This is a genomic window from Methylomonas sp. BG-2, from assembly GCF_057766305.1.
Genome location: NZ_JBYMAP010000052.1, coordinates 1 through 21,646 on the forward strand (window position 1 = coordinate 1; position 21,646 = coordinate 21,646).

Below are 21,646 nucleotides of genomic sequence, written 5' to 3' on the forward strand. Positions count from 1 at the left end.
GATCAAAAATCTGCGGCCGGTAGAGACGATGGATTTGGAAACGGTTAACGCGATCAGGCCGCACCTTGCACCCGAATTTCGCGAATTGGAACCAAGCTTATTGAGTTGGCAGAGTTTTTGGATGGAACTGGTCGGCAACGCTTGAACCGGAGAGCGTGGCCCAGCCCTCACGCGTACGTCTGTTTAAGGCCCGGCCGTTTTTTCCCGACTCGCTGGGTGCCGCGCATCCGCGGCGAAAACCGTCGAGCCTTGGGTTGGGCTGATCTTTAGATTCCGCTAAACATTTATTTTCCGACTAGGACACCACGATGCATCCCATTCTCGAAAAAGTCACGCAAACCATCATCGAACGCAGCCGCGACAGCCGGAGCGCCTATTTGTCCCGTTTGGAAGCCGCTGTCGACAAAGGCCCGCACCGCGCCAAACTGGCCTGCGGCAATCTGGCTCACGGCTTTGCGGCCTGCGCCGGGGGCGAAAAGGAAGATTTGGCCGGTTCGCAAAAACCCAATGTCGGGATTATTTCGGCTTACAACGACATGCTGTCCGCCCACGAACCCTACAAGGATTTTCCGGCATTGATCAAACAAGCCGTGCGTGATGCCGGCGGCGTGGCCCAATTCGCCGGCGGCGTGCCGGCCATGTGCGACGGCGTCACCCAAGGCCAGCCCGGCATGGAGTTGTCGCTGTTCAGCCGGGACGTCATCGCGATGAGCACCGCGATCGGCCTGAGCCACAACATGTTCGACGCCGCGTTGTACCTGGGTGTCTGCGACAAGATCGTCCCCGGCCTGTTGATCGGCGCCTTGAGTTTCGGCCATCTGCCAGCGGTATTCGTCCCGGCCGGACCGATGCCTAGCGGCTTGCCCAACAAGGAAAAAGTCCGCATTCGCCAGCTGTATGCCGAAGGCAAGGTCGGCCGCAAGGAATTGCTGGAATCCGAATCGCAGTCCTACCACAGTCCCGGTACTTGCACCTTTTACGGCACCGCCAACAGCAATCAAATGATGGTCGAGATCATGGGCTTGCACTTGCCCGGCAGCTCGTTCGTCAATCCCTATACGCCGCTGCGGGACGCGTTGACCCAGGCCGCCGCCCAGCAAGTCTTGAAATTCACCGCGGCCGGCAACGACTTCAGACCGATCGGCCACGCAATCGATGAAAAAGCCATCGTCAACGCGTTGATCGGCTTGCTCGCGACCGGCGGATCGACGAATCACACGATCCATTTGATCGCGATCGCCCGCGCGGCCGGCGTGATTATCAACTGGGACGACTTCGACAAACTATCGAAAATCATCCCGCTACTGGCCAAGATCTACCCGAACGGCTCGGCCGACGTCAACCACTTCCAGGCCGCCGGCGGCATGGGCGTTTTGATTGCGGAGCTGCTGCGCAACGGCTTGTTGCACGACGACATCCTGACCATCGGCGACGAGCGCGGCATGACGCAGTACAGCCGGGAACCGAAACTGACCGACGCCGGGCTACGTTGGGAAGCAGGGCCGGGCGGCTCGCAGGACGACGCGGTCATCTCCACGGTCGCCCACCCCTTCCAACCGACCGGCGGCCTGACCGTGATGCACGGCAACCTCGGCCGCGGCGTCTCGAAAATCTCGGCGGTCGCCGAGCAACATCAAGTCGTCACCGCGCCGGCCGTGGTCTTCGACGACCAGGACGACGTGGTAGCCGCCTTCAAACGCGGCGAGCTGGAAAAAGACTGTATCGTGGTGTTGCGCTTCCAGGGGCCGAAAGCCAACGGCATGCCGGAGTTGCACAAACTGACGCCGCCGCTGGGCGTATTGCAGGATAAGGGCTTCAAAGTGGCGCTGATCACCGACGGCCGCATGTCCGGCGCCTCCGGAAAAGTGCCGTCGGCGATACATATGTGCCCGGAATGCCTGGACGGAGGTCCGCTGGCCAAGGTCCGCGACGGCGACGTCATCGTTTTGAACACGCAAACCGGCGAAGTCAACGTCCAGGTCGATCCGGCGGAATTCGAAGCCAGGATAGCCGCCGCCAATTCGGCGAAGGGCCACCACTTCGGGATGGGCCGGGAACTGTTCGGCGGCTTCCGCGCCCACGCCTCGTCCGCCGAAACCGGTGCCACCAACTTGTTTTACGTCGATTAATACAATAACAACAAACCAACCTATAGGATTAAAACCATGACCGTAAGCATCCAAGAAGTCATGACCACCTCGCCGGTAATGCCGGTCATGGTCATCAACCATCTCGACAGCGCCGTTCCGCTGGCCAAAGCGCTGGTCGAAGGCGGACTTAAAGTACTGGAAATCACGTTGCGCACCCCGGTCGCGCTGGATGCGATACGCCGTATCAAGGCCGAAGTCCCCGGTGCGATTGTCGGCGCCGGCACCATCATCAATGTGCAAACCCTGCATGCCGCGATCGCGGCGGGCGCCGAGTTCATCGTCAGCCCCGGCGTCACCGAAACCTTGTTGGACGCCGCTCTGGAAACCAGCGTACCGCTGCTGCCCGGCGTTATCACGCCGAGCGAAGTGATGCGCTTGCTGGACCGCGGCATTACCGCGATGAAGTTCTTCCCGGCCGAAGCCGCCGGCGGCATTCCGATGTTGAAATCGATCGGCGGCCCACTGCCGCAAGTCACATTCTGCCCGACCGGCGGGGTTAATCCGAAGAACGCCCCGGAATATTTGGCCTTGAGCAACGTCGCCTGCGTCGGTGGCTCATGGATGGCGCCGGCCGATCTGGTCGATGCCGGCGATTGGGCGGAAATCACCCGCCGCGCCACCGTTGCCGCCCAATTGAAAAACTAAGGCCGTTCTCCGCCAGGGACGGCGGCGAAACGGCGCTTGGCAGCGCCAACCGGTCATCACAAAAATGTCCAACCTGCCGAAAGCCGCCTTGCTTTGTCTGCTCGCCGTCTGGCCGATGTTCGGCCGCGCCGAAGATGCCAGCCTGGCCGCTTTATTCGCCGAACGTCAGTTGACCGGTACGCTGATCATCGCCGCGTCGGACGGCAGCCAACGCTTTGTCCATAACGACGCCCGCGCCGGCCGACGCTACCCTTGCGCATCGACGTTCAAAGTGCTCAATACCCTGATCGCGCTGGAAGAAGGCGCCATCGACCGCAACGAAGTAATGAAATGGGACGGCGTCGAGCGGTCGGTTCCGCACTGGAACCGCGACCACACCCTGGCCAGTGCGTATCAGGCATCCTGCGTCTGGTGCTATCAGGTTTTGGCGCGGCGGGTCGGCCGACAGGCCTACCGCGACTATCTGGACGACATCGGTTACGGCCGCCTGGCGCCTGCCTTTAGCCCCACCGAATTTTGGTTGAACGGCGAGCTGCAAATCAGCGCGGCCGAACAAATCGAATTCCTGAAGAAATTGGATCAGCGCGCATTACCGTTCGCCACCGAGCATTATGAAACCTTGCGCAACATCATGCTGGTCGAACAAACACCCGGCTACGCCTTACGCGCCAAAACCGGCTGGGCCGCGCGCGGCCAGCCGCAAATCGGTTGGTATATCGGAAGCATCGAAACCGCTTCGGCGACTTGGCTGTTTGCGTTGAATATCGATCTACGCTCCGAACAGGATCTGCAGCTGCGCGCCCAGCTGCTCCGAGCCGCGTTGCGAGCCAAGGGTATCGCCGCGTTGCCGCCATGACCATGCAAGCCCTGGTACTAGGCCGAGAGCTTTGCTACCGGACCGACCTAGCCATCCCGAAACCCGCCTCCGGCGAAGCGCTGATTCAATTGCGCCTGGCCGGCATCTGCGCGACCGATCTGGAGTTAGCCAACGGCTACGCCGGTTTTGCCGGCATTCCGGGCCACGAATTCGTCGGACAAGTGGTCGAGGTCGCCGATGCGAACGACCGCCATTGGTTGCACAGTCGGGTGGTCGGGTCCATCAACATCGGCTGCCGCCTATGCCCGACCTGTCTGACGACCGGACCGTCACATTGTCCGACCCGGCGGGTGCTGGGCATCCGCGACAAGGATGGCGCCTTCGCGGACTTCTTCACGTTGCCGGTCGCTAACCTATACCGGCTGCCGGACCATGTCAGCGACGAGGCCGCCGTGTTCGCCGAACCGCTGGCCGCGGCCTTGCGGGTGGTCGAACCATTGCAAGACTTGCCGCGCGGCGAGATCGGCGTACTCGGCCCCGGCCGACTCGGCCTGCTGATCGGCCGGGTGTTAGCCTTGGCCGGCCATTCGGTCACGATGCTGGGCCGCTCGGAAGCCTCGCTGACGCTACCCAGACACTGGGGATTGGCTGCCGCGTTGGCGACCGATTTCCCCGATGGCGCGTTTTCCCGCATGGTCGATGCCAGCAGTACCGCCAGCGGCTTCGCCACGGCCTTGCGCCTGCTGCGCGCGCAAGGCTGCTTAATCCTTAAATCCACCTTCGCCGCCGACCACCCCATCGATTTAAGCCCGTTGGTGGTCAAGGAAATCCGTTTGCTGGGATCGCGATGCGGCCGTTTCGAACCCGCCCTGGACCACCTGAGCACCGGCTGCGTCGCCGTCGAGACGCTGATCGACGGCATTTACCCACTCAGCGCCGGCCCCGCGGCCTTCGCCGCCGCAGCCCGGCCGGGAATACGGAAGATTCTCCTGAAACGTTAATCGGTCGACGGTAAACCTCGGCATCTCCGCTAGACTTACCGACTTTTTCAGGACAACCTCGAGGTTGAACGATGACCGGGACTCTATTTTCGCCGCTGGATTTGGGCGAGCTGTCGTTACCCAACCGCATCGTGATGGCGCCGCTGACTCGCTGCCGGGCCGATGCCGACAACGCGCCGCATCGGCTGCACGCGCTGTATTACGCTCAACGCGCCAGCGCCGGACTCATCGTGAGCGAGGCCAGTCAAATCGTTCCGGAAGGCCAGGGTTATCCGGCCACGCCGGGTATACATAGTTCGGAACAAATTCGCGGCTGGCGGCAAGTGACCGCCTGCGTTCACGCCTCCGGTGGCCGAATGTTTCTGCAGCTTTGGCATGTCGGCCGCGTCTCCCATCCCTGTTATCAACCGGACGGCAAACTGCCGGTCGCGCCGTCGGCCCTGCCACCGTCGGGCATGGTCGGCACGCCCGGCGGCCCTCAGCCGTTCGTGATTCCGCGCGCGCTGGAAATCGGCGAGCTGCCCGCCATCGCCGCCGCATACGCCCAAGCCACCCGCAATGCGATGCAGGCCGGCTTCGACGGCGTCGAAATTCACGCCGCCAACGGCTATTTGCTCGACCAATTTCTGCGCGACGGCAGCAACCAACGTCAGGACGCCTACGGCGGCACGGTCGACAAGCGCATGCGCTTGTTGAACGAAGTCGTGGATGCCGTCACCACCGTGGTCGGTAAGGACAAAGTCGGCGTGCGGATTTCCCCGGAAAACAGTTTTAACGACATGCGCGACAGCGATCCGCAATTTTTGTTCGACGCCGTTGCCGCCGATCTGGCCGGCAGGATAGGCTATCTGCATGTCGTCGAAGGCGAAGACCGGCTCAATTGCTCTTCGAACTTCGACTACGCGGCGTTGAAACGCTTGTTCGGTGGAATATACGTTGCCGCTTGCAACTACACCGCCACCAGAGCCGCCAGCGCGGTAGAAGACGGCCGCGCCGACCTGGTCGCCTTCGGCCGCGCCTACATCGCCAACCCCGATCTGGTGACCCGCCTACAACTGGGTCTGGCCTTGAACGCGCCGGATTCCGAGCGTTTTTACGGCGGCGATTGGCGCGGTTACACCGACTATTCTCTAGCCAGCCGCTGATTGCCCGCTAGCCGGGTGGTTGCGCCGCCGAGGGCAAGGCACGGCTGACCGCGTCGTACAAGACGTCGGCGGCGATGGGCTTTTGCAAAAGCGGAAAACCGGCGGTGCGCACCGGCGCCAAGGCCTCGAGTCCGGTCTCGCCGGTCACCACCAAAACCGGAAACTCGCCGTAACGACCGCCTAAACGCCGCGCCAACGCCAAGCCCTGCTCACCCTCGGCCAAGCGCAGATCCACAATCAATAAATCCGGCCGACCTAAATCGGAAAACAACGCGTCCGCCACGCTCGCCGACGCCGCCGTTTCGACCCGGCAGCCCCAGCCTTTCAGCAAGATACGCATCGCTTCCAAAATGTCCGCCTCGTCGTCCACCACGTAAACCCGTTTACCGCGTACCCCCGACGTGTCGGCGCCGGCGTTGACCGGCCTTGGCTCGGCGCCAGTCGCCAAGGTCCGAAAGCGCAAAGTGACCCGAGTGCCGACACCGCACTCGGAGGCCACCGCGATGTCGGCGCCGATCAATTCGCACAAACGCTGGACGATGGTCAAACCCAAACCGACGCCCCGTTGCTGATCGCGGCCGGGATTGTCCAATTGGTAGAATTCCTCGAAAACCCGCGTCAATTCCTCGGCCGGAATGCCGCGGCCGGTGTCGGCGATCTCCAAGACCGCGAACGCCTCTTGCCGCGCGGTCGAAACCGTCACTTCGCCCCGTTCGGTGTATTTGATGGCGTTGTCCAGCAAATTGCGGACAATCCGGGCAATCGCGACCGGATCGTCGAACAACCTGACCTGTCCCAAGCACCGCGCCAAGCGCAACGACTTATCGCCGGCCAACGCGTCGAATTCGGAGCAGACCTCGGCGGCCAACCGGTCCAGCGAAATTCGGCGTAACTCCGGTACGTATTGGTCCGCCGACAAACGCGACAAATCCAGTAATCCGTGCAAGAGTCCGCCCAAATTGCGTACCAGCCGATCGATATTGCCGGCCACCTCCGGCAAGGCCTCCGCGGCGGGGTTGGCCACCAATACCGCGCTATAAACCGATAGCGCGTGCAAAGGCTGGCGCAAGTCGTGACTGGCGGCGGCCAGCACCCGCGCCCTGGCTCGCGACGACGCCTCGGCCCGTGTCACCGCCTCCCTGACTTCGGCATTCAGTTGCTGCAAATCGGCCAACGTACGATCCCGCTCGCGCCGAATCGCCACCGAGCGGCGCAACAACTGTTCGCCGTCACCGGCCACGCTGACGATGAAACACCAATACAGCGCGGTCAAACCGGCGACGACCAAGCTTTGCTCGGGATACTGACCGGCCCAACAAACCGCGGTCGGCACCATGATCAGTAGCGAATACGCGGCTAAAATCCGCGGCGACGAAACCGCTACCGACACGCCGGCGGCCGGCATCGCAAACAGCACGATCACGAGCAAGGCTTGATCCGGCAACGGCATAGTCGGTATGAACAACCACGCGCTCAATCCCACCGTCGCGCCGACGCCGGCCGCCAATCCGATCAATACTCGGTGGGCGCCCACCGGATCGGTGCTCGGCGCCATCCGCACCACCCGGCCGGCGTAACAAGCCCGGCCGCACTCGGCACCGATCGTCAAGATGCTCCAACCCAACAGCCAGTTCCAAGAGGCCGAGCGGCACGCCAACAGCACCACCCCCAACGCCAATAAAGCCTGAACCCAGGGCAAGCGCAACAACATCTTGGCGTGCAGGCGTATCAACTCGCGCAAAACCTCGCGTTCGAAATCAGCGCTGTCGGCGCCTTCCGAACTGATCGCGGCCTCGCGCCCAAGGAACCGGCGCCGCCAGTCAGTTTTCACTGGGCAACAACCGGAGCCGGCCGGTCTTGATCACCGCTTCGGTGCGATTATGTACATCCAGCGTTTTGAACAGCGCGGCGATGTAGTCCTTGACGGTATGCTCGGACAAACCCAGATCGCGAGCGATGGATTTGGTCGGCAAACCGCGGCACAGACCTCGCAACACGTCGCGCTGGCGCGGCGACAAATTGATCGGCGCCCAATCGCCATCGTTGTCGGCCATCGCCGGCGGCAAATACACCGCGCCGGACATCACATGCTTGAGCGCTTCGGCCAACACATCCGGCGCCGAACTTTTCGGGATAAAACTCATCGCGCCGGCGTTGATACAGGTCCTGACCGTCGCCGGTTCGTCGCTGGCGGTCACCACGACCACCGCTATATCCAAGGCCAGCGCCGTGATGTCGGCGACCGCCGCCAAGCCGTCCTCGCCGCGCAAACTTAAATCCAACAAACATAAGCGCAAGTCGGCGTGCTCGGCGGCGACGGCTAGCGCCTCGGCAATCGTCCCCGCTTCGAAGACCCGTACCGAGCGGTCCAAGGCTTGCAGCAACAAGCGCAAACCAGCTCGAAATAAGGCATGGTCGTCAAGTAACAGAATTTTCATCGGTAGCCTTCCACGGAAAATAGCGGCTTTTATACTGAGCCAATTTTCGGCTATCGACAATATCCCCCCCATTTGGCGGAATTGCGGTGGGGTATTCGGGCTGATTACACTGCTCACCGGCTCCAATGCCCCTCTGCCAAAGCGCTAATCGCGCCGGTAGCGGGATGAGCCAAGACCGGCGAATCCGTCCAGCCAATTTCTCGTCCGCTGGCCAGGGACAAACGGATTTCCGACACCGACCCACAACGTCCTCGAGTCCCCCGAGGCCGGACCTTGTCCGGTTGACGGGACCGTACCCAACCTGGAGAAAACCGATGTACCAAACCCGTTACGCAACCCGGATCGGTCTGGCCCTATGGGCGCTTAGCAGCGCCCCAAGCTTCGCCGCGCCGCTAAACCCCAACGACTTTGCGTCGTTGGGCAGCCTGTCGCTTACCCAGACCGTTGGCGATTATCTTTTCGATACCGGCAACGCCACGCCGGTCCTGAAAGCCCCGGACGGCACGGTGTTGTACAGCGGCGTCGTCAGCGGCGATATCGCCGTGTTCAATTTCGATTCGGTGGCGATCGCCAGTCAGGTGACGGTCAAGGCCACCGGGACATTGTCGTTGGGCTTGCTGTCGTTAAGCAGCATTCAGCTGAACGGCAACTTGAACGCCAACGGCTTTAATGCGAATAACGGCACGCCCGGCGAGGGTGGAGCTGGCGGCGGGCGCGGCGGCGCGGCGCCTTTCGGGGCCGGTGAAGGCACCGGCGGCGGCATCGGCAAGGGCGGCTTGCCCGGCTTCGGCGACGGTGGCGGCTTCGGCGGCCACGGCGGCAACGGCTTCGGTGGTGTAGGCGGCATTGCCTACGGCGACCTGCATCTGAAACTGGAAGGCGGCAGCGGCGGCGGTGCGTCCGCCAATTTGTTCGGCAGCGTTGCCGGCGGCGGCGGCGGCGGTGCGATCGAATTGGGCGCGCTGTCGTCCATTGATTTCAATGCCGGCCTGTTGACCGCCGAGGGCGGCGACGGTAGCGGCGGTACCGCGCTGCTTGGCGGCGGTGGCTCGGGCGGTGGATTGCTGCTGCACGCGCCGGTCATTTCATTTACCGGCAATACCACGGTCAGTGCCGACGGTGGCGGCGCCTTCGGCGGCGGCGGCCGGATATTGTTTCTGACCGACAGCGGCGGTTTGACCGGGGAAATCGCCCATCTATCGGTGAATGCGGCGCCAACCGGCGGCGCGGTCGCCGGCGTCATCGAATACGGCAAACTGTCTGCGGTACCTCTACCGGCATCGGCTTGGCTGATGCTCAGCGCGCTGACCGGCTACTGGGGCCTGCGGCGCAAGGCCGCTTAAATCAAACAAACCGCCGCCGAGCCAAGCGGTTTCGGCGGCGGCCGCTAACGCCCCAAACGTTGCTCCAACGCCAACACCCGCTGCGTCGTCGCCAGCACGGTGTCCGGGTTGAGGCTCATCGAGTCTATGCCGATTTCGACAAGATATTCGGCCATTTCCGGATAATCCGACGGCGCCTGGCCGCACAAACCGGAATGGCGGCCGTTGCGGCGCGCGCCTTCCACCGCCAGCCGGATCATGGTCTTGACGCCGGGATCGCGCTCGTCGAAGTCGTTGGCGACGATTTCAGAGTCGCGGTCCACGCCCAAGGTCAATTGGGTCAAGTCGTTGGAGCCTATCGAAAAGCCGTCGAACAGTTTGGCAAATTCGTCGATCAGAATCACGTTGTTGGGAATCTCGCACATCACGTAGATTTCCAGACCGTTGTCGCCGCGCCGCAAGCCGTGGCCGGCCATCGCCGCCAACACCCGCTCCGCCTCGTCGATGCGTCGGCAAAACGGGATCATCAAGATCAGATTGGTCAAACCCATCGTCTCGCGCACCCGCTTCATCGCCGCGCATTCCAACGCGAAGCCCTCGGCGTAGGCCGGATGCACGTAGCGCGACGCGCCGCGAAAGCCGATCATCGGATTGGCCTCGTCCTGCTCGAACCAGCGCCCGCCCAACAAAGTGGCGTATTCGTTGGTCTTGAAGTCCGACATCCGCACCACCACCGGCTTGGGATAAAACGCGGCGGCAATCGTCGCCACGCCTTCGGCCAGGCGCTGGATGAAAAAATCCTCCGGCTTGGGGTAACCCTCGGTCAATTGCGTCAATTGCTCCAACTCGTCGACATCCCTGACCCGCTCCGGATGAATCAGGGCCAGCGGATGCGCCTTGATATATTCGGTAATAATGAATTCCATCCGCGCCAAGCCGACGCCGTCGTTCGGCAAAAAGCTGTGCTTAAAGGCCAATTCCGGATTGCCCAGATTCAGCATGATCTTGGTTTTCGGCCGCCGCAGTTGCGCCAAGTCGGTATGCAATACCTCGAACTCCACCCGACCCTGATAGACCTTACCGGCGTCGCCCTCGGCGCAACTGACGGTCACCTCGCCACCGCTGGCAATCGCCGTCGTCGCGTTCTCGCAGCCGATCACGGCCGGCACGCCCAATTCGCGGGCAATAATCGCCGCGTGGCAAGTGCGGCCGCCGCGATTGGTGACGATGGCGGCGGCGGTTTTCATCACCGGTTCCCAATCCGGCGTGGTCATGTCGGCCACCAGCACCTCGCCGGGCTTGAAGCTGGATAACTGCGCAACGCTGGCGATGACCCGGGCGGTGCCGGCGGCGATCTTGCTGCCGACCGCGTGGCCGCGGGCGATCACCGCGCCCTGCCCCAGCAAGCGGTACTGCTCCAGTACGTGGCCGCGGCGCTGGGAAGCCACCGTTTCCGGCCGGGCCTGGACGATGTAGAGTCGGTCGTCCAAGCCGTCCTTGGCCCATTCCATGTCCATCGGCCGACCGTAATGGCGTTCGATCTTGATCGCATAATCGGCCAGTTCCAGCACTTCGGCGTCGGCGATGCAAAACCGGCGCCGCTCGTCGTTGGCGGTGGCGATGTTGCGCACCGGCTCGCGGGTACGGCCGTCGCTGTAAACCATCTTGATTTTCTTGGCGCCCAGATTGCGCCGCAGCACCGCGCGGTAGCCTTGGGCGAAGGTCGGCTTATGCACGTAAAACTCGTCCGGATCGACGGCGCCCTGCACCACGTTCTCGCCCAAGCCGTAGGCGCCGGTGACGAACACCGCGTCCTGAAAACCGGATTCGGTATCCAGCGAAAACATCACTCCGCTGGCCGCCAAATCCGAGCGCACCATCTTCATCACCCCGATCGACAAGGCCACCTTGAAATGATCGAAGCCCTGGTCGATGCGGTAATGGATGGCCCGGTCGGTAAACAAGCTGGCGAAGCAGCGGCGGCAGGCGTCCAGCAAACTCTGGCCGCCGCGAATGTTCAGGTACGTGTCCTGCTGGCCGGCGAAGCTGGCGTTGGGCAAGTCCTCGGCGGTCGCCGAACTGCGCACCGCGACGCTCAAATCCTCGCCGTACTCCCGCCGTAACTCGTCGAATGCCGCGTGGATCTCGCTCTGCAGGTCGGCCGGTAGCGGCGCCGCGTAGACCAGATCGCGCGCCTGCTGGGCGCGGCGCGCAAGATCGGCGACGTCGTCGGCGTCCACCTGATCCAGCAGTTCGTGCAGACGCGGCCAAGCGCCGGCCTGATCCAGCAAGTAGCGGTAGGCCTCGGCGGTGATCGCGAAGCCGTTCGGCACCCGGATGCCCTCCCCGCCCAAGGCCTGATACATTTCGCCTAGCGACGCGTTCTTACCGCCGACCAGCGGGATGTCGTGGATGCTCAATTGGTTGAACCAACGGATATATCGGTAGACTGTGGACATGGGGCGCTCCTTGGCTGTGGTTATCGCGGTCCGCGCGAGTCGCTCGACTGGCCGCCGGTGTCGCACCGGCGAGGGTGAAAAGCCTCGGCCGCCGCACCCAATTCAATCCGATATGCTCGGATCGGGATCGGCACCGGAATACGTGTTGATCTCCGAACGATCGCGCTGAAGTCAATTTCGGCGGGCCAATTTCGCGGCTGCATCACTCCGCGAGCGGCGGAATCAAGACAACGAAATTTGCAAGCCGATGTCGGTATAAGCATATGCGGTTCGTGACATTCGGCAAGTCCATCAAACGCCGGCCAAGTCAGTGCCGCGTCGGTAATGAGCCGAAAGGCGCTCTACCCGTGGCAAAAACTGGCGGCCTAAGACGCTACCACCCCCCAACCCCATGAATGGTCAGCGCTTGATTTTGAACACCCGGTCGCGGTAGCGCACCACGATGCCGTCCTCCTGGATTTCCCGCAGTTCGACCTGGTCTTTTATGGTCTGGCCGGGCACATATTTGACCATGTCGATCATCACGAAGCGCTCGGCGGGCGTGGCCGAGTAACTGTAGACGTTGATCGGCAGGCTGGGCAGCGATTGGCGCAGCTCGGGCGGCAACTCGTCCAGCATGGCCAACCCGCTGTTCGGCCGCGTCGGCGCGGCGGCCGCCGGGATGGCGGCGACCGGGGCCGGCGCCGGAGCGACCGGTTTCGGCGCAGGGACCGCCGACGTATCAGGTTCCGGCGCCGAATCGTCGGGGGCCGGCTTGGCCACTAACGCCGGCTTCGGCGCGATGGGTGCTTTTGGCGCTTCGGTGGCCATCTTCCTGGTCGCACCGACCTTATCCGCCACGCTGCTTGCGGTAACCGCCCGCGATGGCGGCTCGACTTTAGGCACCGACGGCATATGCCGTTCCGGCTTGCTGGCCCGACCGGCCGGCGTCGGTTCGGATATTGCGTTGAGCTGCGGCGTTTGGTTTGCTGATAGCGGTTGCACCCCTGCATCCGGCTTGCCCGGCGCAAAGCCCAGGAAATAAGTCAAAATAGCCGCGTTCAGCAATACCAATACGACAACGATTTTGGCGATACCTTGTCGCGCCGGGGCGGGTGGCGCCGCAATCCTGGCCGCGACCGTGTCCGGCTGTAGCGCTTGCCGTTCCCGCTCGGATTTGCGCAATGCGTTTAAGATGTAAGACATATCGACAAGGCTAGCGGTGGGTAATGTCCAAACGGGGCGAACCATCCGCCCCGCTCCGGTTCTGTAACTGGATCAGGGTACGCGCGCCGGCGATGCCGTCCGGCGTCAATTGCTGCTGGCGTTGGAATGCCATCAGTTGGGTTTTTAACGCGTCGTCGAAAAGCCGTGGATCGCCGCCGCCGGGAATCTCGGCGGCTTTGCCAAGCTGGCCGCGCAGCCATGAAACGTCGGCGGATTTTTGCGGCGGCGCGATTTCGGTCAAGCCCGGCCGCGGCGGCCGCCACAGCAACAGATAATTTCCGTCCCACAGCGTCAGCAACTCGACCAGCGGAAACGGCCTGTCGCCGTTGATTCGGACCTCCGCGCGGCGCTGGTCCGCGCCGGATAACAATACGTAGCGCTGTTGGCCCCGCGTATCGCTAAACGCCAACAGGGCGGGACGGTCGAGGCGTATCAATTCCTGCCAGCCGCCCTTCCCCGATAAACAACTCAATCCCAACGAAGCAATCGAATCGCAATCCACCGGTTTATCGGTCGCCGGCTTTTGCCGCCAAATCCGCAGCAGTTCGGCTAATGCGACCTCCTGAGCCGGCGCCGCCGCATCCAGCCATTCCTGGAATGCAGACGCGAGCGGCTTGACCTCGACCGGCGCCGCCACGACGGCGGCCTCCGATACCGCAACCGGCTTGGCGGTTGGGAGGATCGGCCGATCCGTCCGCCAAGCGTGGAACCCGGCCGCGATGCCGAGCACCAACGTCGCGGCGACGGCGGCGTAGCGCTTGACGGCTGCTCGCCGGGGACCCAAGGTTTCGCTGGCGGCGCGGGCGATGATCGCCGGACCGATCCGGCGGGTATCGGTCGAGTAGGCGCCGAGCAAGGCTCGATCGCACAAGATGTTGATCAAGCGCGGCACGCCGGCCGAATACCGGTAAATTTTGCGTATCGCCGCCGCCTGAAACAGACGGTGGCTGCCGTGGCAAACCCGCAATCGGTGCAGGATATAGGCACGGGTTTCCTCCAGCGATAGCGGGCCCAAATGATAACGCGCGGTAATCCGTTGATTGAGCTGGCGCAGTTCCTGGCGAGCCAACATCTGGTTCAGTTCCGGCTGGCCGACCAAAATGATTTGCAGCAATTTGGCCTTGCTGGTTTCCAGATTGGTCAGCAGCCGAATCTGCTCCAGCACTTCCAGACTCAAATTTTGCGCTTCGTCGATCAGCAACACGCTGCGCCGGCCTTGGGCGTAGGCGGCCAACAAGTAGCCATTGATGGCATCGATCAGACTCTTCGCGCTCAGGCCGGAATGAGCGATACCCCATTCGTCGCATATCGTCGCCAATAATTCGACGGCGGTCAGTTTGGGGTTGAGGATTAGCGCGATATCGACGTTTTCGGGCAGTTGTTGCAACAAGCAGTGGCACAACGTGGTTTTGCCGGTGCCGACTTCGCCGGTCAAGGCCACGAAACCGCCGCCCTGATTGATACCGTACAGCAGATGCGCCAGCCCTTCCTGATGGCGCTCGCTCATGTAGATGAACTGCGGATCGGGCGAGATCGAGAACGGTAGTTCGCTGAAATTGAAATATTGCTGGTACAAAGTTTTAGACTTCGACAATGGGTTGGCCGGATGCTAATGCAAAGCCCGGCAAATTGCACTTAAATTGCGACCCGGCCGACGACCGCGCTACATGCCCCGGCCCGACCGAAAGCTAAAGCGCGCCACCAGCGGTGCCCAATGCCTTAATTCCCGCAAGTTGGCCGTCTGTGTCGTTCGGTAAGCGCTTAGCGCAGCCTTGACGTACTTGGCTTCGTCGGCATAGCTAAGACTGTCCAAGTACTTGTCGAACAACTCGAAGGCCTCTTCATCGCGGTGCTGGTCCAGAAAGCGCAGCATGTCCAGCGAACTGCGCGGCGCGCCGGTGACCAAGGCCAATAGCGTCATCGCGGTCCGATATTCGCCCTTGGCGCCGCGTTCCAACACAAAGGTTTCCCGCTCCAGCGCATCGATCGAGGCTTTCAAGATTCGGTAGGTATTGACGAAGCGCTTCAGCCGGCGCGGCGACTTGCCGACCGCGCCCGCCAAACGCAGCATGTAATTACGCTCCTCGGCGGCGATGTCCAACAGTTCCGCGCCTTTAGTCGTTGGCGCCGGCTGGGCCTGGGCCGCGTTGGCGTGGGCTGCTTGCGACGCGGCGGCTTGCGGCTCGGCGGCCGGCAATTCGGCCAGTGTCTGCGCCGCGGCTGAATTTTCCGGTTCGGCGCCGGCTTGACCGGCCGGCGCCGGCAGCAATTCGAAAATCAAATTGCGGCTGGCTTGTTCTTCCATCGGCGGCAACCAAAACGGAATCTGAAAGATTTTTTCCAGATAATCGAGCGCGGTCGCGCCGTCGTTATCGGCCCGGCCCAGTGTGGCCGGCGTGGTTTGGCATTGTTCGTCGCCGGGCGTCAGATGATTGGGGTATTTCTCGGCCAACGATCGGGCGGCCCAGCGGATATCCACGCCCACCACGACCACGAACAACTCGAAGGCCAGCATCAAATGGATGGCTTCCAGCACCGCCACCACGCGGTTACTCGGACAACGGTCCAGATCGTCGATATACAGCACGATCCGATCGATGGGTTCCGGCGTGGTCGGCGCCGATTCCGACTCCCGCCGCATTTGCTTCATCAGATCGCTCAAGGTCTGAAAGTCGGCGCGAATGGCCGCGATAAGACCCAGATATTGCTCGTAGTTTCCGCCGCTAAGCCGTTGCTCCACCAAACGGGCGATGCGTTGCGCCGACCGGCTTTCCGTCAACGCCTGCTCGGCTTGCTCGACCTTTTCGATGGCCATCAGCAGCGCGGCTTCCGCGTCCGCCAGCGCGGCCTCGGAAGCCTGATACGCGCTTTGGGCGTCCTGTAGCGCTTCTTGATTTTGTTGTTGCTTTTCGGCGAGCCGGCGATCCAAAGCGCCGCTCAACACGTCGAATTGATCCAAGCCCTCCGACACGGTCTTCAAATGGCGTTTGGCCCAAGCGCCTGCCATTCCGCCGACCGCGCTCAGTTCGGCAACTACGGTCGATAGTACGGTCCAAGTGCCGCCTATCCAATCTCGAAAAACCGTGGCAAGCAAAGACACGACGACCAAAACCAGAATCGCCACCACCGCCAATTTACGAAATTCAGTTTTGGAAATCGGCGCGCGCGCCAACCAGCCCAAAGCCGTCCTCACTCTGCCCGTTGCCGTGCGGCTGTCGCGCACAATGTCCATCAGCGCGCTCACGCTTTGCCGGCCTTGCCGAATGTCTTCGCGAATGTGGCGATTCCCCAGATAATCTTCAGCCAAGACCAGCAAACGCTCCCAGTTTTTGTCCGCGAACATTTCGGCGTTAACCGCCGCGACGACATCGACGGCGGTCAACGCCCGCACTTTTTCGGCTTCGTCCCTGGCCTGCAGCCGACTCGCTTGCAGAGCCTTATTTCTGGCATCTTGCTCCTCGCGTGCTGTTTCTACCTGTTTCTCGGCCTCCGCCCTGGCCTGTTTCGCCAAGTTCAAATCCTGCTGCACCCCGGCCAACACATCGGACGTGTCGCTCGCGCCAACCAACGCGGTATTTAAGTCCTGGAAAATCGTCTGAACCAAACTGGCCCATAAGTCCTGCTCCGCGTAATGCCAGGCGTTGAAGCGGATCGACAGGACTCGCCGGCAAAACAGACGCTTACCGTCCGGCCCCAGCGTGGTATTGGCGCACAGCCGCTCGGTCTGCTCGCTGATCAAACGCATGAAGAAGCTCTTGCCGGCGCCCCAATCGCCGAAAATGCCAATCGACAACGGTGGCCTGACCTGTTCGGCGGCCACCACCACCGCGAAGGCGGTGGCGTAGCGCGCGACGTCCAGTTTGTCGATACCGCTATCGGCCGAGTCCGAGCTATAGCCGGCAATGGTTGGCGGCGTGGTGCCGATCAAGTGAAAGCGCCATTGCAAGCCGTCGTCGTTGACCCAGCGCCGGGTAAATTCGCTCAAGACCCGATTGCGCAACAACGGCAGGCTGACGCCGGCCCTCGTCAGCTTTTTATTGGCCGTCGAATCCGGCGATACCAACAGCGAGGCGATGATGTGGCGGATGCCGATGACCTCGGTTCCGGTAATCGCTCGCGCCAGCGTCCGGGCGCGATCCAGAATATTCTTAAAGCCATGCGTCGCCGGAAAATGGCTGCCGCTACCTGTGAATGGGGAATCGGTGGTCGTCAGGGTTCGAGGCTCGCCGATTTTTAGCGGAGTAGCAACCAGTTCAGCGAACGTCGTGCAATCGGCCGCTTCGCGCACTGACGCCAATAGGTCGAGCAAGCTTTCCGAGGAAAACATCGGCGGCGTGTGGCCGGCTATAGCCTGCTCCAGCGTGCGCAGCAATTGCACGGTTTGGGGATCGAAGGTATAGCCGGTCAAAAACTGTCCCGTTGGTTGGATATCATCGGCGTCCAGATAGCCGCTCAATACCGGCGCCCAAGCGCCAAACTCCGCCTGATAGTGATCGCGCAGGTACTCGGCGAAGCGGCTTCGCCACGCCTCGGCTTCGAAACCCCATTCCTGGTGCAGTTGATGATCGTGGCCCGGCGGATTCCGGAAAAAATACGCGGCCAGCACATGACGGGTCGCCAGCGGCGTGTCGCTGGTGCAACCGGTTTCCAAAGCCAGGGAATGCGCCTCTTGCAGCACAGTCCGCGCGGAGATGCTGATCGCGACTTTCCGCAGCCCGGCCGGCCGGCCGTTGCGGACATTTTCCAGAATCGGCTCGCGCTGCGCCTGGGTCAGTCGCCGCTGCCGATAGAGGTTTTCGACCGGAACGCCGATACGCTGAATTTGGGCTTGCAGCCAGACCGATACCGCATCGCCGTTCCACAGCAAGCCGATCAGCAACGAGGTATAGCTGATGTTGGCGTCGTCTTCGGAAACCTCGCCGACATGGGCGGCAATCGCCAGCGCGTTTTGCAAATCCGGATCGGCAACGAAACCCAGCTCGGCCAGCCAATTTGGGGTACTGTTTGCGTTCATGGCTTCATTCTCGGTTTGGGAACTGCAGGCCGGGTTAGCGCGGATTTTGGGTATCGGTCGCTTCGCGCCGCTCGCGCTGATAGCGATCGTAATCGGGGCGCTTTTCGCAATCGTCGGCCATCGCTTTCTGGCATTGCATCTGGCCGGCATTGCTGAGCATGTGGTAGCCCAGGCGCTGCGCCCAATCGCTTGAACAGCCGCCGGCCGCGACCGCCGCGACGGTCAATACCCCTAGTTTTATTCCATTCGTCATCGTTGTTTTCCGTTTACATGGCGCCGTAACGCGTTGCGGTAATAATCGGCAGCCAGACTCAGTGGAAAATCGCTACAATGCCGGCCACACGGCTTTAGTTTACGGCACCGACGATGGACATGGAAATCGCAAATCGACCCGAAAAATACGCGGCTTTTCTAAGCTTGCTCAAGCATCACGGCAAACTGTCCGACAGCGACTTGAGCAAGGTGCGCCGCATGCAGAAAACCTCGCTGGACGACTCGCTACCGCAGCTGTTAATCAAGCTCGGCATGTGCTCGGACGCCGATGTCGCCAACTGTTTCGCCCAAACCAGCGGCTTGGCCAAGGTCGCCGGAGAACATTACCCGCCGCAATCGCCGCTGCCAGAGCTGATCTCCCGCCGTTTCCTGAAGCAATATCACGTCGCCGGCCTGGAAGCCGGCGAGGACGCCGTCACCGTCGCAGTGCTCGATCCGGAAGACGACTACGTCGCTCAAGCCCTGCAACTGGCGACCGGTAAGGCTGTCGCGCTGAAAATTGGCCAAATGTCCGACATCGACGCCGCGCTGGAACTGCAGTACGGCGAAGGCAAGTCGCAAATGGACCAATTGTTGGACGGCCTGACCAGCGAGGAAGAAAACAGCGAAGACCTAGAACACCTGAAAGACTTGGCCAGCGAAGCGCCTATCATCAAGATGGTCAACTTCATCCTGCAAAAAGCCGTCGAAAGCCGGGCCTCGGACGTACACATCGAGCCGTTCGAACAAAGCCTGAAAGTGCGTCTGCGCATCGATGGCGTGTTGCAGGACATCGACTCGCCGCCGGTAGCCTCGACCGCTGCGGTGCTGTCGCGGATCAAGATCATGGCCAAGCTCAACATCGCCGAGCGCCGCCTGCCCCAGGACGGCCGGATCAAATTGCAGATGATCGGCAAGGAACTGGATTTGCGGGTCTCGACGATTCCGACACTGTACGGCGAAAGCGTGGTGATCCGCTTGCTGGACAAGGAAAACGCGGTGCTGGATTTCAAAACTCTGGGCTTCGTCGGCAAGCAGGCCGAGCGCTTCATGGAAGTGCTGGCGCAACCTCACGGCATTATTTTGATTACCGGTCCGACCGGTAGCGGTAAATCCACCTCCTTGTACGCCGCGCTGAAAACCCTGAATACCTCCGAACGCAAGATCATCACCGTCGAAGACCCGGTGGAATATCAGCTGGAAGGCATCAACCAGATTCAAGCCAAGCCGCAGATCGGCCTGACTTTCGCGTCGGCGTTGCGCTCCATCGTCCGCCAGGACCCGGACGTGATCATGATCGGCGAAATGCGCGACCTGGAAACCGCCAAAATCGCGGTGCAATCGGCCTTGACCGGCCACTTGGTACTGTCCACGCTGCACACCAACGACGCCGCCGCCGGCGTCACCCGCTTGCAGGACATGGGGCTGGAGGAGTACCTGCTCAGCTCGACGATCAACGGCATTCTGGCCCAGCGCTTGGTGCGCCGGCTGTGTCCGGTTTGCAAGCAAGCCCATCCGGCTTCGGACACGCTGATCGAGGAAATGAAGCTGCGGCAATGGCAGCCGACCGGCGAAATCCTGCTGCACAAACCGGTCGGCTGCCCGGCCTGCAACGGCATCGGCTACAAGGGCCGCCTGGCGATCATCGAATTCCTGACGATGACAGACACCATCCGCAAACAAATCATGAAGCACGAGGAAGCCTTCGTGATCCAGCAAACCGCCATCGCCGAAGGCATGCAAACCATGTACGAGGACGGCGTCGGCAAGGCCTTGCAGGGCACGACCACTTTGGAGGAAGTGTTAAGGGTGACGACCGAGGCTTGATCTCGACCGCCCGAGTCGTTTACCGGAAAAGCCCCATTCCTATCTCGCAAGGCAAAGCCCTGAGCTTTGCGGGCAACTCTCAGAGTCTTGCGTTTATCACTCGGAGAGTTGCGCGCAAGTCTTTTAGTGTTGAGCGAATTGCTTTTTGCCTTGCGCGCAAAGCTTTTAACATTGCGCGCAAAGCTCCGAGCCTTGCGTTTATCACTCGGAGAGTTGCGCGCAACTCTTTTAGTGTTGCGCGAATTACTTTTTGACTTGCGCGCAAGGTTAAAAGCTTTGCGCGCAAGGCTCGGAGACTTGCGTTTATGGCTCCGAGAGTATCGGGCAAGGTTTTTAGCGTTGCGATCAAGAATGCGAATAGCGCCTATCGCCAATTTCGCGTTGCAAGCCCTGATCGGAACAATGGGTCTTAAAGCAAACTATCGGTCGCAACGGAGTTCGGACCCTGCGCGGAGAGCCGGGCGGGCCGGCTCGCCGTGTGAAAAGGACATGTTGGCGATCGACGGTCCTTAAGTGGCCGGTTTCGTTTTAGCGCCGCGATTAAAACGGACCGACATCGCTTGCCGCAGGGTTTCCAACGCGGCTCCCTTGCCAGCAATCTTTAAAGAGGCGTAGGCGTCCAAGCTAAAATGGTAGATATCGCTGCCCAAGGCCATGTCGGTATCCTCGCCGCGACTTAGCAAATCCCGCAAGCGATGCAGGCGCGGGCGCAATTGATCAAGCGCGGTCAGATCGGCCCAGGCTTCGTTGACATCCAGACTAGGCGGTAGCGCTTGCGGATTTTGACCGGAGACGATCAGCGTCTGCCGGCAAAACGCCTCGGTCTTATCGCCCATTTTCGCCAGACTATGCCGCTCGTCGGGCGATAGATTGAGAAAGTCGGAAAAATGATTTTCCAACACACTCAGCGCCGCATCGATTTCCGCAAGCGCACTATCGGTAAAACTGATTGAAATCAAATTTTGAGTCATCGTCGTCTCCTTATAAACTGATTGCCAAACGCGCGGAATGAGCTGTCGTTCCGCGCGTTAAGCCTAGCCAATTTTCGGAATAATGACTGATTTTTTATGTTAGCCGTTAGGCACACAACCTCCGCGACAACCCGTCTAATTATTTAACCTTACGTATAAGTTTTGGAAGTCTATGGCTAACGGAAATCCCAAGCTTACCGATCCAAGAATCTCCGTCAGTGAAATATCTCCGCACTAATCGCTAACGGTAAAAATACTGTATCCATTGCAAAGCTGAACGGCAGATCAACGAACGGGTAGCTCGGCGCTTCAGTCTTGAATTTTCGGATAGTCATCTTGTCGTTTTCCAACGCGGCCCAGTCCAGCCGGGTTCCGCTGTAGATGAAGACCCGCTCGAAC

At 61.3% G+C, this 21,646-nt stretch carries 16 protein-coding genes; 7 read left to right on the top strand and 9 right to left on the bottom strand.

Going from position 1 to position 21,646, the window contains the following annotated elements; genetic code table 11:
• Positions 1 to 308 precede the first annotated feature (308 nt).
• The 5 genes from edd to AC3B8H_RS07090 all read left to right on the top strand — a co-directional run bounded on the left by edd (position 309) and on the right by AC3B8H_RS07090 (position 5,758).
• Positions 309 to 2,129 (top strand): phosphogluconate dehydratase, encoded by a 1,821-nt coding sequence (edd, locus tag AC3B8H_RS07070; protein ID WP_488440898.1) that lies wholly within the window; start codon positions 309 to 311, stop codon positions 2,127 to 2,129.
• A 36-nt stretch (positions 2,130 to 2,165) separates the two neighbouring features.
• Positions 2,166 to 2,795, top strand: a complete 630-nt coding sequence (locus tag AC3B8H_RS07075) for a bifunctional 4-hydroxy-2-oxoglutarate aldolase/2-dehydro-3-deoxy-phosphogluconate aldolase (protein WP_488440899.1) — start codon at positions 2,166 to 2,168, stop codon at positions 2,793 to 2,795.
• Between the two features lie 64 nt (positions 2,796 to 2,859).
• A complete protein-coding gene (blaOXA, locus tag AC3B8H_RS07080) occupies positions 2,860 to 3,651 on the top strand; it encodes a class D beta-lactamase (RefSeq protein WP_488440900.1) in 792 nt (263 codons plus the stop codon).
• Positions 3,648 to 4,613 (top strand): alcohol dehydrogenase catalytic domain-containing protein, encoded by a 966-nt coding sequence (locus tag AC3B8H_RS07085; RefSeq protein ID WP_488440901.1) that lies wholly within the window; start codon positions 3,648 to 3,650, stop codon positions 4,611 to 4,613. The genes blaOXA and AC3B8H_RS07085 overlap by 4 nt, the downstream gene beginning before the upstream one ends.
• 71 nt (positions 4,614 to 4,684) lie before the next feature.
• Positions 4,685 to 5,758 (top strand): alkene reductase, encoded by a 1,074-nt coding sequence (locus AC3B8H_RS07090; RefSeq protein WP_488440902.1) that lies wholly within the window; start codon positions 4,685 to 4,687, stop codon positions 5,756 to 5,758.
• 7 nt (positions 5,759 to 5,765) lie between these two features.
• On the opposite strand, the gene AC3B8H_RS07095 is transcribed toward AC3B8H_RS07090, so the two are convergent.
• Entirely contained in the window at positions 5,766 to 7,589 is a 1,824-nt protein-coding gene (locus tag AC3B8H_RS07095) for a sensor histidine kinase (protein WP_488440903.1), read from the bottom strand.
• Positions 7,579 to 8,196, bottom strand: a complete 618-nt coding sequence (locus AC3B8H_RS07100) for a response regulator (RefSeq protein WP_488440904.1) — start codon at positions 8,194 to 8,196, stop codon at positions 7,579 to 7,581. Before AC3B8H_RS07100 ends, AC3B8H_RS07095 begins: the two co-directional genes overlap by 11 nt.
• 314 nt (positions 8,197 to 8,510) lie before the next feature.
• Between AC3B8H_RS07100 and AC3B8H_RS07105 the strand changes: the two genes are divergently transcribed.
• The gene (locus tag AC3B8H_RS07105; protein ID WP_488440905.1) at positions 8,511 to 9,539 is read left to right on the top strand and encodes a hypothetical protein; all 1,029 of its coding nucleotides are present in this window, start codon (positions 8,511 to 8,513) and stop codon (positions 9,537 to 9,539) included.
• Positions 9,540 to 9,583: 44 nt separating this feature from the next.
• Here the strand turns inward: AC3B8H_RS07105 and ppsA are convergent, their stop codons facing one another.
• The 5 genes from ppsA to AC3B8H_RS07130 form a co-directional block, all read right to left on the bottom strand.
• Positions 9,584 to 11,977 (bottom strand): phosphoenolpyruvate synthase, encoded by a 2,394-nt coding sequence (ppsA, locus tag AC3B8H_RS07110; protein ID WP_488440906.1) that lies wholly within the window; start codon positions 11,975 to 11,977, stop codon positions 9,584 to 9,586.
• A gap of 399 nt (positions 11,978 to 12,376) precedes the next feature.
• Positions 12,377 to 13,162: a general secretion pathway protein GspB gene (locus tag AC3B8H_RS07115; RefSeq protein ID WP_488440907.1), complete on the bottom strand. Its 786-nt coding sequence runs from the start codon at positions 13,160 to 13,162 to the stop codon at positions 12,377 to 12,379.
• A gap of 10 nt (positions 13,163 to 13,172) precedes the next feature.
• Positions 13,173 to 14,777 carry an ExeA family protein gene (locus tag AC3B8H_RS07120; RefSeq protein ID WP_488440908.1) on the bottom strand — a complete coding sequence of 535 codons (1,605 nt, stop codon included), beginning with the start codon at positions 14,775 to 14,777 and terminating at the stop codon, positions 13,173 to 13,175.
• A 69-nt stretch (positions 14,778 to 14,846) separates the two neighbouring features.
• A complete protein-coding gene (locus AC3B8H_RS07125; protein ID WP_488440909.1) occupies positions 14,847 to 18,197 on the bottom strand; it encodes a P-loop NTPase fold protein in 3,351 nt (1,116 codons plus the stop codon).
• A 34-nt stretch (positions 18,198 to 18,231) separates the two neighbouring features.
• On the bottom strand, positions 18,232 to 18,450 hold the full coding sequence (locus AC3B8H_RS07130; RefSeq protein ID WP_488440910.1) for a hypothetical protein: 219 nt from the start codon (positions 18,448 to 18,450) through the stop codon (positions 18,232 to 18,234).
• Positions 18,451 to 18,563: 113 nt separating this feature from the next.
• Between AC3B8H_RS07130 and gspE the strand changes: the two genes are divergently transcribed.
• Complete coding sequence (gene gspE / locus AC3B8H_RS07135) at positions 18,564 to 20,276, top strand: type II secretion system ATPase GspE (RefSeq protein ID WP_488440911.1); 1,713 nt, start codon at positions 18,564 to 18,566, stop codon at positions 20,274 to 20,276.
• Positions 20,277 to 20,785: 509 nt separating this feature from the next.
• On the opposite strand, the gene AC3B8H_RS07140 is transcribed toward gspE, so the two are convergent.
• Together AC3B8H_RS07140 and AC3B8H_RS07145 are read right to left on the bottom strand one after the other, a co-directional pair.
• Positions 20,786 to 21,247: a hypothetical protein gene (locus AC3B8H_RS07140; protein WP_488440912.1), complete on the bottom strand. Its 462-nt coding sequence runs from the start codon at positions 21,245 to 21,247 to the stop codon at positions 20,786 to 20,788.
• Between the two features lie 215 nt (positions 21,248 to 21,462).
• Positions 21,463 to 21,646: YceK/YidQ family lipoprotein (locus AC3B8H_RS07145; protein ID WP_488440913.1), on the bottom strand; the 184-nt coding region annotated here is incomplete at its 5' end.

Bases quoted from the DNA above. Each gene is read 5' to 3' on its own strand.
- edd (WP_488440898.1), top strand. From the start codon at position 309: ATGCATCCCATTCTCGAAAAAGTCACGCAAACCATCATCGAACGCAGC.
- AC3B8H_RS07075 (WP_488440899.1), top strand. From the start codon at position 2,166: ATGACCGTAAGCATCCAAGAAGTCATGACCACCTCGCCGGTAATGCCG.
- blaOXA (WP_488440900.1), top strand. From the start codon at position 2,860: ATGTCCAACCTGCCGAAAGCCGCCTTGCTTTGTCTGCTCGCCGTCTGG.
- AC3B8H_RS07085 (WP_488440901.1), top strand. From the start codon at position 3,648: ATGACCATGCAAGCCCTGGTACTAGGCCGAGAGCTTTGCTACCGGACC.
- AC3B8H_RS07090 (WP_488440902.1), top strand. From the start codon at position 4,685: ATGACCGGGACTCTATTTTCGCCGCTGGATTTGGGCGAGCTGTCGTTA.
- AC3B8H_RS07100 (WP_488440904.1), bottom strand. From the start codon at position 8,196: ATGAAAATTCTGTTACTTGACGACCATGCCTTATTTCGAGCTGGTTTG.
- AC3B8H_RS07105 (WP_488440905.1), top strand. From the start codon at position 8,511: ATGTACCAAACCCGTTACGCAACCCGGATCGGTCTGGCCCTATGGGCG.
- ppsA (WP_488440906.1), bottom strand. From the start codon at position 11,977: ATGTCCACAGTCTACCGATATATCCGTTGGTTCAACCAATTGAGCATC.
- AC3B8H_RS07115 (WP_488440907.1), bottom strand. From the start codon at position 13,162: ATGTCTTACATCTTAAACGCATTGCGCAAATCCGAGCGGGAACGGCAA.
- AC3B8H_RS07125 (WP_488440909.1), bottom strand. From the start codon at position 18,197: ATGAACGCAAACAGTACCCCAAATTGGCTGGCCGAGCTGGGTTTCGTT.
- AC3B8H_RS07130 (WP_488440910.1), bottom strand. From the start codon at position 18,450: ATGACGAATGGAATAAAACTAGGGGTATTGACCGTCGCGGCGGTCGCG.
- gspE (WP_488440911.1), top strand. From the start codon at position 18,564: ATGGACATGGAAATCGCAAATCGACCCGAAAAATACGCGGCTTTTCTA.
- AC3B8H_RS07140 (WP_488440912.1), bottom strand. From the start codon at position 21,247: ATGACTCAAAATTTGATTTCAATCAGTTTTACCGATAGTGCGCTTGCG.